Genomic DNA, 12,853 nt, shown 5'->3' on the forward strand with positions numbered 1-12,853 from the left:
TCATGTTTCTGCATGGATCCTTTTTGATAGAACTTTCTCAGGCTTTTGGCATTATCAATATCACCTCAGCGGAGCAGGTTCGTTCCCTGTCCAAACTCATTCCCGCAGAGCTTATTCATAAAGCGCTGGCTCTTACCGATACCGTGACACTGCGTAAGCGTAAACTCCCCCTCGAATCCATGGTCTGGCTGGTCGTTGGTATGGCGGTCTTCTGTAACCGCCCGATGACTGAAATCGTTAATCTTATGGGTATTACTGAGCGAACCGGTGCGCCTTTTACTGCGCGCAGTTCAGTTATTCAGCGCCGTAAAAAGTTTGGAGAGGATGTGATCCGGGAGCTGTTTGATATCACGCAGCAACACTGGAATCAGCAAGCCGCCCATCCGCAATGGTACGGGCTGCACCTGCTCGGCGTGGATGGGTTGGTCTGGCGAACTCAGGACACACCAGAGAACCGGGTTGCCTTCAGTAAACCGCAGAATCAGCATGGTGAAGGTGGCTACCCACAGGTGCGTATGGTTTGCCTGATGGAGCTGAGCAGCCATCTGATAAATGCCAGCATCTTTGACAGCGAGGCATCACGCTGTTCGATAAAGGATTTTACTCACTGGGGCTACTCCACCACTGGCAGATGGCGGGAAAGAACCGTCACTGGCTGTTACTGCTGAGAAAAAAAACACAGTATGAAGTTATTCGCCGCCTGGGGCGTGCTGATGAAATCGTCAGCCTGAAAACCACCTCACATGCACGAAAACAGTGGCCCGGACTACCGACAGAAATCACTGCCAGGCAACTGCCCCGGAAAGTGGGCGGAAAAGAGCGGCAGATGCTGAGTTCACTGACCGACCATAACAGGTATATGGGTAATGCAATCAGCGAGTTATACCAACATCGCTGGGAAATAGAGTTGGGTTACAGGGAAACCAAACAGGGAATGCTGAACAGCAGGTGGACTCTGCGCAGCCGGTTGCCGAAACTGGTACGACAGGAGCGCTGGGGCGTACTCCTGATGTATAACTTGGTACGGTATCAAATGGTTAGAATGGCGTTCCACCTAAAGGGGAATGACCTGCCCTATCAGCTGAGCTTAAGCGGTGCGATAAGCCATATAACCCGACTGCTGATAACGCGCTGCCGCTGGCCTCTCCGGGTAAAATCCCCGGAGAACTGAGGAGTCTGTATGAGCATGCAAAATGGCTGATATTACCGGGCAGGAGGGAGAGAAGTTATCCACGGGAGGTCAAGACAAAAGCGAAAAAATATCCTGACAAAAGAACTGCTGGTCACCTTAAGTGACCAGCATTAGGGAACTACCCCGTTTTTTTGTTCAGGCAATTACTTCAGGTACTGGCCGCAACGCAGCGCTTCAATACGCACATCGAGCGGCGGGTGTGACATGAGCAGTTCGCTGAACGACTTGGATTTACCGTTGATGCAAAATGCCATCAAGCTGCCTGTTTCTTGCGGCTCATAGCTGGTTTTCAAACGCTGTAACGCAGCGATCATCTTCTCGCGACCCACCAGTTTGGCAGAACCTGCATCAGCATAGAACTCACGATGACGTGAGAACCACATGGTGATCATACTAGCCAGAATGCCGAACACCAGCTCCAGCACCATCGACAACGCAAAATAGATCACCGGGTTACCGTTACTTTCCTCTTCGCCATCACGGTGATTCAGGAAGCCAGCCGCCACCTGCGCGATCAGACGCGAGAGGAAGATAACGAAGGTGTTCACAATGCCTTGGATCAGTGTCATGGTCACCATATCGCCATTGGCGATATGGCTGATTTCGTGCGCAATCACTGCTTCCGCTTCGTCGCGGCTCATGCTTTGCAGCAAGCCAGTGCTAACGGCAACCAGCGAGGCATCGCGACGCGCACCAGTGGCGAAGGCGTTAATGTCAGGCGCGTGATAGATAGCAACCTGTGGCATAGCGATACCCACCTGCTGCGACTGACGGCGCACCGTATCTAGCAGCCAATTCTCAGTTTCGTTGCGCGGCTGTTCAATCACTTCCCCACCAACGGAGCGCAGCGCCATCCATTTGGACATAAGCAACGATACAAAAGCGCCGCCAAAGCCGAATAGACCGGCCATGATCATCAGGCCCTGAACACTACTAGACTGGATCCCTGTCAGGCTGAGCACCAGCCCAAAAACCAACATCACCGCCAGGTTGGTGAGTAGGAACAGAGCTATACGCATCATAAAATATTTATTTCCTCGTAAATGTTAACAGGATACTACTTACACTACCCTAGAACGTGTGGGTATTTATCACAGTTTCAAGAATTGCGCACTATTAGCTCACTAGAAATACGAAACTTTACACAAGTGGTATGTCATCTGAGCTTAAAAATTTAAACAATTGTTACATTTAAGTAGCGTTTTTATAGGAAATCGGCAGCGCTGCTCCTTAAAGTAAGCAAAGTGCGGGTAGGGATAAAATTACCGACAAATAGGGCGAATGGCGAAAGTAAAGCCGCACAGATAACTGCCAATGCAAAAAATGCCAGTCAGTAGCTTTACTGATTGGCATTACACCTGAAAGTGCGTTTTTAACGATACATTAGTGGCTTACCTGGCAGCCACCAACTGTTGAGTCACCTGGTCTTTTTCAAGATGCGCCAGATCCAGCGCTATATAGACGGTTTCATCCAGATACGGATCAGGTTGCTGATAATCCTTCGGCAGATCATCTAGCGACTTTAGCGGTTTCTTACCAGTACGCAGCAAACGATCATTGAAGCGCAGCAGGCGGGTCGCATCGTCGTCGTGGGTCTCTTTCTCACGCACGGCTAGATTGAGTGACACAATGTTGTGTTTGTCCTTCAGCGCCTTGTAATGTGCAATATCCTGCATAATGTATTGAAACTCAGGGTTCTTGGCGATGCGCTGCTGATGATCTTTCAGTAGTTTAGGTTCGAATACCGTCATATCGCCCGCTTTGATATAGTTGGTCGCTTTGATGCTGTCCCACGGCATGGCGTTATCTTCGAACGCTTCACCAGTTTCCGCCGGATCGACGCCAGTCGGCATCAGAATATCTGGTGTCACCCCTTTACGCTGAGTGCTGCCGCCGTTGATGCGGTAGAACTTCTGGATGGTGTACTGCACCGATCCTAGTTCCGGCCACTCAGGTCGCAACATCTGATCATAAATGCGGTTCAGCGACCGATACTGCTGCACCGTACCTTTACCGAAGGTCGGCTCGCCGACGATCAGCGCACGGCCATAGTCCTGCATCGCTGCCGCAAAGATCTCGGAAGCAGAGGCGCTAAAGCGGTCAACCAACACCACCAGTGGGCCTTTATAGTAAGTGACTCCGTCAGTATCAGCGTCCTCACGTACTTTCCCGTTATTGTCACGCACCTGCACCACTGGACCGCTTGGAATGAATAAGCCGGACAGCGATACTGCTTCGGTTAACGCACCGCCGCCATTGGTACGCAGATCGATGATCACACTTTTGACGTTCTGCTTAGCCATCTTCTGCAATTGGACTTTCACATCATCGGTCAGCCCCACGTAGAAGCCAGGGATGTCGAGCACCCCCACTTTCTCTTTGCCAACGGTCTTGATAGTCATTTTTACCGCGCGGTCTTCCAGACGGATGCGATCTCGCGTCAGAGTAACCATGCGAGTTTTGGCCCCTTTGCCGGCAGGAAGGATCTCCAGACGCACTTTGCTGCCCTTCGGCCCTTTGATCAGGGAGACGACATCGTCCAGACGCCAGCCAATCACGTCCGCCATACCTTGGGCTTCCTTGCTGACACCCACAATACGGTCACCCACGGTGATCGCCTTGCTCTTCGCCGCCGGTCCACCCGGCACCATAGAATTAATCAAGGTATAATCATCCTCCATCTGCAACACTGCGCCAATGCCTTCCAGCGATAGGCTCATCTCGGTATTGAACTGCTCGGTATTGCGTGGGGACAGATAGTTTGTGTGTGGGTCGATTTGACGTGCAAAGGCGTTCATCGCCAACTGGAATACGTCTTCACTGTTACTTTGCGTCAGGCGCTTGATGGCAAACTGATAACGTTTGGTCAGTGTGTCGCGGATTTGTTTGTCGGTCTTACCAGCCAGTTTGAGGTTCAACTCGTCGTAAGTGACTTTCGCATCCCACAGACTATCTAACTCAGCCTGGTCTTTCGGCCATGGCGCTTTGCTGCGGTCAAGATCGATAGTGTCGGTGCCGGTAAAGTTCATTGGCTTTTCCAGCAGCGACAACGCATAGGTGTAACGTTCAAAACGGCGTTTCAATGCCAAATTGTACAGATCGTAAAAAATATCCAACATACCGCTTTTCAGCGCTTCACCCACCTGGGTTTTTCCGTTGGCGAACTGTGCCACATCGCAAGCCTGTAACACGTTATGACTGTAGTCCAGCATATTCAGGTAGCGATCAAAGATCTTACCTGAAAAGTCTGCATCAAGGGTAAACTGCCGATAATGAGAACGAATGAACCGCGAGGTAACACGCTCACTAACCGTAGCGTGCTGCGCTTTCTGATGCAGTTGAGGCAGTTGAGTGATACGAGTATTGGCTGTTTCCTCTCCATAACTGCCCCCCGCCCACAACAACCCCACCACTACTGTTAATCTGACAAATTTATTCATGCCCTAGTTGGCCTCCGTATCAGAACTGCAAGTGTTCTGCGCGCACAATCATCGCCAGACCGGAGGAGAGTTGCACACGTACACCGTCTTTCGCAATTTCAAGTACGGTGGCAACCATCACGCTCTTACCTGCCCTGACTTTGATCTCTTGGCCAATGTTCAGTTTAGAGATATCCGTCACTGGCGCATAGCGTGGTTGGCTTTCCTCTTTGGATACTGCTCGAGATTGACGGGCTTGCTGTGGGCGCGGCTTGCGGTTCTCCGCTGCCGTTACACCTTCGCGGCGTGCAACAGGCTTTTTACCGGCTGGGCGCGGAGGGTGTGGCTCGGCACCGGCAGCATCACGCTTTTTAGCGTTTCGTTCGGCACGCTGCGCTTGAACGCGCGCTTTGGCTTCTTCAAGTTGTTGACGAGCATGATCGACATGCTGCTGTTCCAACTCGCCGCACGCATTGCCGTCCAGATCGATGCGTTGCGCGCCAACCTTGACACCATACAGATACCGCCAACTTGACGTATACAGGCGCAAAGCCGCACGCAGTTGCGTTTTGCTGAGGTTCTCTTCCTGCACACGCTCGACCAAATCCTGAAAAATACCAATCTTCAGCGGGCGAGCTTCACCTTCGGCACTAAAACAGAGCGGAAAACGCTCGGCAAGAAAGGCAATGACTTCTTTACTAGAGTTCAACTTGGGTTGATTTTCCATGAAATTTCCTGATTACAACGGGTTTGCCAACCAGTGCAGGCATGAACAGGCGTCATTATAATGACGCAATCGGTAAATGCCACGCTAACCGTAGATCAACTTGCGGCCACAGTAATGTATTTCGCACTATCACACTGTTCCAACTGTGCACAAAGCCCCGCCACCACTGCTTTTAGGCCCTGCTCATCCTCTTTATCGAAACGTTGATAAACTGTGCTATCGATATCAAGAATGCCAATAACCCGGCCACTAACGCACAGCGGCAGCACGATTTCCGCATTACTGGCCGCATCGCAGGCGATATGGCCGGGGAACGCATGAACATCACCGACCCGTTGCACGCGGTTTTCCGCTACGGCCGTACCGCACACACCTTTGCCAACCGCAATGCGCGCACAAGCGATTTTGCCTTGAAACGGGCCGAGCACTAGCTGATTGCCATCCATCAGGTAAAAACCAACCCAGTTCACGCTGTCCAGCCGCTGGTTTAGCAGCGCGCTGGCATTGGACAGTACGGCGATAAAGTTGGTTTCCCCGTCCAGTAGCGTACTCAAATCACGTTTTAATTCCGCGTAGAATTGTTCTTTTATCATGTGTTAACCATTAAACCAGCAAATATAACTACAAGCCTAAAACTGAGAACCTATAAAATAAGCACTAAATGCGTAGAGTCACAAGGTCAATCCTCGGTTGCTTCGCAAAACGCTCCCCAGCGAGGCATGTTTGCCGAACAAATACTGCCTGCTGCATCTACCAGAGCCGAAATGGCATGCAACACCGCTATCTTTCCACTTCCCACAGGGATTTGCGCATGCCAGTTGCACATTGTGGTAAACTCCTGCGCCTCTATTGCTGCCTGAGAGTTCGCCCGTGGCCAAATTCGCCGCCGTTGTTCTTCCCCCCGTTTTCCTCGATGCAATCCGAGCCGTTATGCCTGCCGAACTGTCGATGGACGATTTTATCGCCGCCTGCCAACGCCCTCTACGCCGCAGTCTACGAGTCAATACCCTCAAGATCAGCGTCGCCGATTTTTTGACGCTGGTGCAAGCTTACGACTGGCGGTTGGAGCCGATCCCTTGGTGTGCGGAAGGCTTCTGGATTGATCGTGAAGATGAAGAACTACTGCTGGGTAGCACTGCCGAGCATTTGAGCGGCCTGTTCTATATTCAGGAAGCCAGCTCGATGCTGCCGGTCAGCGCGTTGTTTGCCGATGGCGGCAAGCCGCACCGGGTACTGGACATTGCTGCGGCACCGGGTTCCAAAACCACCCAGATTGCGGCGCTGATGAACAATCAAGGCAGCATCGTCGCCAACGAGTACTCCTCCAGCCGGGTCAAGGTACTGCATGCCAACCTAAGCCGTTGTGGGGTGAAAAACGTCGCTCTAACCCATTTTGATGGCCGGGTGTTCGGCGCTGCACTACCGGAAAGCTTTGACGCCATTCTGCTGGATGCGCCCTGCTCCGGCGAAGGTGTGGTACGCAAAGATCCAGACGCCATGAGCAACTGGTCGCCAGAAAGCGTTGCCGAGATCGCCGACACCCAACGCGAATTGATCGACAGCGCTCTCCACGCGCTGGTACCGGGCGGCGTGATGGTCTATTCCACCTGTACCCTCAACGCGCAGGAAAATCAACAAATTGTCCAATGGTTGCTGACAACATACGGCAACGCAGTCAGCGTCGAACCGCTCGGCGAGCTGTTCCCTGGCGCACAACAAGCACTCACTGCTGAGGGTTTTCTGCATGTGTTCCCACAAATTTACGACAGCGAGGGTTTCTTCGTGGCACGGTTGCGCAAGAACCATACCATCACTCCACCAGCAAAACCGCACTATAAACTGGGTAAATTTCCGTTCACCCCGCTCTCTGGTAAAGAGTCGGCCGAGATCAGCCAAGCAGCAGCGGCTTTAGGCTTGGCCTGGGATGAAACCAGCCAGTTGTGGGCGCGGGATAAAGAAATATGGCTATTCCCAACAGAGCTAGAGCCATTGATCGGCAAAGTACGTTTTTCACGCATCGGCTTGAAGCTCGCAGAACGTTTTTCGAAAGGTTTCCGCTGGCAACATGAGGCGGTGATTGCCTTGGCAAGCGCGGATGGCAAACTCCGTTTTGAGTTGGATGCCACATTAGCTCAGGAGTGGTATCACGGCCGCGATCTCTACCCGCAGCAGCCACCGGAATGCGACGAGTGCATTGTGACCTATCAACAACAGCCGCTGGGCATCGCCAAGCGCATTGGTAGCCGGATAAAAAACAGCCTGCCGCGTGATCTGGTGCGCAATGGTGCGCTGGATTTTCATCTATGACTCAGAACCTATCCCATAGGCTATTTATTTTATTTGCCATTTTGGTTCTGAGCTGTAATCACCATCCTCACGGACTCCCTGTACACTGCGGTTGTTATGCGCTTTGCTGATCAAAACTGGCTGCAATAATGTACGCCTACTGGGATAGGTTCTTACTTCCCATACCGATAGGTATTTCTACTGGAGAAAGATAAGAACCAATGATGATTATGTAACCATCAATTAGCATGATAACCATTTATCGCATTTTTTATCAGGCTGTAAGATACAGAAAATCGGCAAAGTAAAAATTTTTAGTCTACTATCAAGACAATTTGGTATTCTTATTCTATTAATTAAACTGTAAGTAAATTAATGTGTTTAACTCAAGTCTAGGTGGCGTCATTAAGAGTTTTCTATTAACGTAGTAAGGAAATAATATGAAAAAGACTCTGAAGGTATTGACCTCGGTACTCACCCTGCTTACAGCCAACGGAATAGCCAACGCCGAAGGCACTATTCAAGGCACTATGGGGGTAGACTTAACCATCGGTGCTGGCTGTGCGTTAAGCGGTAGTCCAGTCGGCAGCATCATCAGCGAGTTTGCCGGACTCAGCTTTGGGACTCATTCCTCACTGGACAAAGCCATTGAAGGTAGCGCCACCCCTTTATCTTTGGCCTGCTCCACCGGCACCCACTACAAAGTTGAGCTGGACAACGGGCGAAACGCTACCGGCGAAACCCGTCGAATGGCCAGCACCACTGGTACTTTCGTCAGCTATAAGCTGTTCCAGGATGCTACCTACTTAACCAACTGGGGCAGCGCTGCCCAAGCCATGACCAACGTCGGTACCGGTGTCGCAGTCCCATTGATCGTCTATGGACGTGTATTGCCCGCTGCCGCCACGCCAGAGGCAGGCATTTATCAAGATACCGTCACCATGACGATCACCTGGTAAAAGTGCTACGGACGTTTTTTTGCTGCACCATGCTGGCACTCTGCCCAGCGACGATGGCAGACAGCAAGACCGCCATTATTGGTATCAGCGCCACTGTGGTGAGCGCCTGTGAGGCAGGCAGCACGTCAAGCGGTAACAACAGCTTTGGCTCGCTAAACTTTGGCGCATTGTACTCTCTCAGCAGTGCCGTCAGCGCTGCCAGCCAGCAGAATGCCGGTGCCATTCGGGTAAAATGCAATAACGGCACCAGCTACACTGTCTTGCTAAGTGGCGGGCGAAGCGGCAATACCGCAGCACGCTACCTGCAGAGTGCTACCGGTCAGCGGGTGAATTACAACCTTTATATCAGTGCCGCTCACAGCACTGTTTGGGATAATGTAACGGGCGTGTCGCAAACTGCCAACGGCGTGGATAACTGGCTGCCCATGTATGGCCTGATACCCGCTCAAACGACCCCGCCCCCCGCCAGCTACACCGATACAGTACAGGTTACGATCAATTGGTAATGACAATGCGCGTTTCAATCTGCGGATTATTGTTCTGCCTCCCCCTGTGCGCGGCCTTGGGCGATATCGGCACTAACGAGATGACTAAAAGCCATCCGTTTACCGTCAACGCATCGGTGGTGAAGGGCTGCGTGCTGGGGAGCGGAGCCAGTGACACCGACACTTTCGGCAACCTGAACTTTGGTCAAATATCCTCTCTAGACAGCGATATTCGCATCGTTTCCCGTATCGGTGCCGGTTCGGTCCAGTTGCGCTGCAACCCTGAGCTGAACGTGATATTAGCACTGAGTATCGGTAACCATGTCACTGGCTCGATCACCGCTGGGCGCAAATTACAAAACGCCACTAGCGGAGAAACGCTGCTATATCAGCTTTACCAAGACAGCAACTATTCCATTTTATGGGGTGACGGTAGCAATGGCGGTATGGTGCGAACCATCACCGCTACTGGCAACACGCAAGAAATCAATGTTTACGCCCGTTTGTTTTCGAGCAGTATTCTGCCCACCAGTGGCATTTACAGCGATACCGTCTTATTGACGATAATTTATTAATTTCTGAATAAGGATATAGCTATGTGCACACTCTTGCGCCTGTCGCTGATGGCGGTGTGGCTTTTGACCAGCTCAAACCAAGCGCTGGCCAGCGCATCCATTCTGATCTGGCCCATCGATCCTGTGATTGAAGATCAACAACCGGGTACCGAGCTGTGGCTGGAAAATCGCGACAAGGTGCCGGTGTATATGCAAATACGCGTGTTAGGCTGGCAACAAATGGCCGACAAAGACGATTACAGCACGCAAAGCGCGGTGATAGCCAGCCCACCAGTGGCCTCGATCGCCCCAGGTAAACGCCAGCTTATTCGCCTAATCAAACAATCGGCACCCTCAGCCGGCCAAGAGCGTGCCTATCGCGTGTTGATCGATGAAGTACCGATGAAGGATCAGCCCATCAGTGACACGCAGATGGGGCTGAAATTCCAAATGCGTTACTCGGTGCCGCTGTTTGTCAGTGGCAAGGGCGTATGGACTAAGCAAGTTAGCGGAAAACCACGCGATTTCACCACAGCCAGCCAGCCGCAGCTCAGTTACCGGTTGCTGCAACAAGGCAACCAGCGCTGGCTGGTAGTACGCAATCAGGGCATAGTCCATGCCCGTATTTCCAAAGTGACGATGCAGGGCAATACCCTGAATCCTGGTCTATTAGGGTACGTACTGCCCAGTTCTCAGATGCGCTTTGCCCTACCCTCAGCGGGCAATTTCAGCCATGGCAAATTGCTGGCGACGGTCAATGATAACGAGCAGCCCGTAGTCATCCCGTCTTACTGAGGCCCATGTGCTTGCTATCGATCGGCAATTCGGATTTAAGCCACTAGCCTACGTTGTGCTGAGCATGGCAGCTGGAGTCTGGCCATTGTTTACGTACGCCGATGACCTACCACCGCCACCCAGTCGTCTCCCTATGCCGAACACGACACTGTATTTGGAGCCGGTAGTTAATGGCCGCCAAACCGGCCAGGTGGTGCCAGTGAATTATCGCGGCGGTCATTATTACATGACCCCGCAGCAATTGAATGATGCGGGGCTACCGCTGGCTAATCAACAAACAAAGGAAATTGCGGTCGATCATCTAGATAAGGTCGATGTCAGCTACAATGGCGAAAGCCAGCAGTTGCTGATCAATGTGCCCAATGATTGGTTGCCACAGCAAAGGATCGGCGCTCAACACCCGCTGCAACCGCTACCCGCGCGCAGCAGCCTCGGTATGCTGTTCAACTACGACATTTATGCCAACCAAAGTAGCAGGCAGCGAGGTTATCTATCCGCCTGGAGCGAACAGCGGCTGTTCGATGGTTTCGGGGTGATCGCCAATACCGGTATTTTCCGCAGCAGCTTTAACAGCGTAGCCAGCGATAGCGCTGGTCACCGCTACATCCGCTACGATAGCCAATGGCGTTACACTGACGATCAGCGTTTGTTAAGCTTTACCGTCGGTGACTTTACGACCGGTTCGCTGTCTTGGAGCAGCGCAGTCCGTCTCGGTGGTGTACAGTTGGCACGCAATTTCGGCGTGCGTCCAGATCTGATCACCTACCCGCTGCCGCAGTTTTCCGGTCAGGCCGCACTGCCAAGTAGTGTCGATCTGTATATCAACAGTTATAAAGACAGCACCACCAACATCAATCCTGGGCCGTTCACCCTCGATAGCATGCCTTATATCAATGGTGCCGGCCAGGCTACGGTAGTCACTACCGATATACAGGGTCGCCAGGTCAGTACCACGGTACCGTTTTACGTCGCCAGTAATCTGCTACAACCCGGCATGAGTGACTTCAGTGTTTCCGTTGGAGTGTTGCGGCACAATTATGGCACGGCATCAGCAGATTACGGGCAGTGGGGGGTTAGCGCTAGCGGGCGTTACGGCGTCACTGACTGGCTGACGATGGAAGACCGGGTAGAAGGTGCAGCAAAACTGGCCGTTGGCGGCTTGGGCGCGAATATTCGCATAGGTCAACTAGGAGTACTCAATGCCTCATATAGCTACAGTCAAGCAGGCGATAACGCTTTCAATGGCGGAAAACCGAATGAATTCACCCCACCACCAGTCTACCGCTATACCGCTACGCATGGCACTCAAACTAGCGTCGGTCATACCTATAGCAATCAACACTTCAGCCTAAACGCCCAGCGCATCCTGCGCAGCGCCAGCTTTGGCGATATCTCGGTGTATAAAAGCGACTATCGGCTGAGCCGACGCACCGATCAACTGACCGGTAGCGTCAGCCTTAATCGCTTTGGCAACATTGGCGCAGGCTATTTCGACGTGCAGGATGCCATCAACCAACGCACCCGCTTAGTAAACTTGTCCTACAGCCTGTCACCGTGGAACAATATCAACCTATACGCCTCACTTAACCACGAGATAGGCAGCCGTGGCAGCAGCGCCCAATTGCAGATTTCTATTCCCTTTGATCATTGGGGCACCGCCAGTCTGAGCGTCGCTCGCGACAGCCGCAACCGCTGGAGTGAACGCGTCGGTTACAGCCGCGCCGCGCCAACTGACGGCGGTCTGGGTTGGAATTTTTCCTACGCCAATGGTCAGGCCAGCGGTGCCTACCGCCAGGCTGATTTGACCTGGCGCACCCACCTGCTTGAGGCACAGACCAGCCTCTACAGCACCGGCAACGATTACACCTATCGGGGAGATGTAAGCGGCTCGTTGGTAATGATGAATGGCGGCCTGTACGCGAGCAATACTATTAACGACGCTTTTGCCTTAGTTTCTACCCAAGGCCATCCCGGCATCCCAGTACGCTACGAAAACCAGCTTATCGGGGTGACCAATACGCAAGGCTATCTGCTGGTGCCAACAGTCACCTCTTATTATCACGCCCGATTCCAGATCGATCCGCTCAGTCTACCCGCCGATGTGACTCTCCCTACGGTGGAAAAAACCGTGGCAATCCGCGACCACAGCGGTTTCTTGATTGATTTCCCGATCCAACCAATTTCCGCTGCTGACGTCGAACTGGTTGATGTGCAGGGCAAACCGTTGCCCAACGGTAGCCAGGTGGCGGTGGTCGGCAGCAATCAGCAAAGCTATGTCGGCTGGGACGGTATGACCTATATCGACCCCGTTAAGCAACATAATCGGCTGAGTGTGATCCCAGCCGATGGCGGCTCACCTTGCCAGGCGCAGTTCAGCTTGGCAAAAAGCCAAGGCATCCAACGTATCGGCCCGGTCACCTGTCGGTAGCCCAGCTA

The 12,853-nt window shown here is 52.4% G+C and carries 10 protein-coding genes and 1 pseudogene; 7 read left to right on the forward strand and 4 right to left on the reverse strand.

Annotated elements, in window-relative coordinates:
• Positions 1-26: 26 nt before the first annotated feature.
• Positions 27-1,296, forward strand: a pseudogene (locus SYMBAF_RS06505) (transposase domain-containing protein).
• 39 nt (positions 1,297-1,335) lie between these two features.
• Here the strand turns inward: SYMBAF_RS06505 and htpX are convergent.
• From htpX to SYMBAF_RS06525, 4 genes are all read right to left on the reverse strand, one after another.
• Positions 1,336-2,214 (reverse strand): protease HtpX, encoded by an 879-nt coding sequence (gene htpX / locus SYMBAF_RS06510; protein WP_040265852.1) that lies wholly within the window; start codon positions 2,212-2,214, stop codon positions 1,336-1,338.
• Between the two features lie 369 nt (positions 2,215-2,583).
• A complete protein-coding gene (gene prc, locus SYMBAF_RS06515; protein ID WP_040265850.1) occupies positions 2,584-4,632 on the reverse strand; it encodes a carboxy terminal-processing peptidase in 2,049 nt (682 codons plus the stop codon).
• A 19-nt stretch (positions 4,633-4,651) separates the two neighbouring features.
• A complete protein-coding gene (proQ, locus tag SYMBAF_RS06520; protein WP_040265848.1) occupies positions 4,652-5,338 on the reverse strand; it encodes an RNA chaperone ProQ in 687 nt (228 codons plus the stop codon).
• Between the two features lie 95 nt (positions 5,339-5,433).
• Positions 5,434-5,931 (reverse strand): GAF domain-containing protein, encoded by a 498-nt coding sequence (locus SYMBAF_RS06525; protein WP_040265846.1) that lies wholly within the window; start codon positions 5,929-5,931, stop codon positions 5,434-5,436.
• Between the two features lie 277 nt (positions 5,932-6,208).
• On the opposite strand from SYMBAF_RS06525, the gene rsmF reads away from it, so the two are divergent.
• The 6 genes from rsmF (at position 6,209) to SYMBAF_RS06555 (ending at position 12,845) form a co-directional block, all read left to right on the forward strand.
• Positions 6,209-7,645 (forward strand): 16S rRNA (cytosine(1407)-C(5))-methyltransferase RsmF, encoded by a 1,437-nt coding sequence (gene rsmF, locus SYMBAF_RS06530; RefSeq protein ID WP_040265844.1) that lies wholly within the window; start codon positions 6,209-6,211, stop codon positions 7,643-7,645.
• Between the two features lie 419 nt (positions 7,646-8,064).
• Positions 8,065-8,583 carry a Csu type fimbrial protein gene (locus tag SYMBAF_RS06535; protein ID WP_040265843.1) on the forward strand — a complete coding sequence of 173 codons (519 nt, stop codon included), beginning with the start codon at positions 8,065-8,067 and terminating at the stop codon, positions 8,581-8,583.
• Between the two features lie 29 nt (positions 8,584-8,612).
• Positions 8,613-9,089, forward strand: coding sequence for a Csu type fimbrial protein (locus tag SYMBAF_RS06540; RefSeq protein ID WP_040265841.1), 477 nt, complete (start codon positions 8,613-8,615; stop codon positions 9,087-9,089).
• A gap of 5 nt (positions 9,090-9,094) precedes the next feature.
• The gene (locus SYMBAF_RS06545; RefSeq protein ID WP_173424343.1) at positions 9,095-9,643 is read left to right on the forward strand and encodes a Csu type fimbrial protein; all 549 of its coding nucleotides are present in this window, start codon (positions 9,095-9,097) and stop codon (positions 9,641-9,643) included.
• 21 nt (positions 9,644-9,664) lie between these two features.
• The gene (locus tag SYMBAF_RS06550; RefSeq protein WP_040265838.1) at positions 9,665-10,417 is read left to right on the forward strand and encodes a fimbrial biogenesis chaperone; all 753 of its coding nucleotides are present in this window, start codon (positions 9,665-9,667) and stop codon (positions 10,415-10,417) included.
• A gap of 64 nt (positions 10,418-10,481) precedes the next feature.
• Complete coding sequence (locus tag SYMBAF_RS06555) at positions 10,482-12,845, forward strand: fimbria/pilus outer membrane usher protein (protein WP_404829937.1); 2,364 nt, start codon at positions 10,482-10,484, stop codon at positions 12,843-12,845.
• The last annotated feature ends 8 nt before the right edge of the window (positions 12,846-12,853 follow it).

It is taken from the genome of Serratia symbiotica, from assembly GCF_000821185.2.
GTDB classification, from domain to species: Bacteria; Pseudomonadota; Gammaproteobacteria; order Enterobacterales; family Enterobacteriaceae; genus Serratia; species Serratia symbiotica.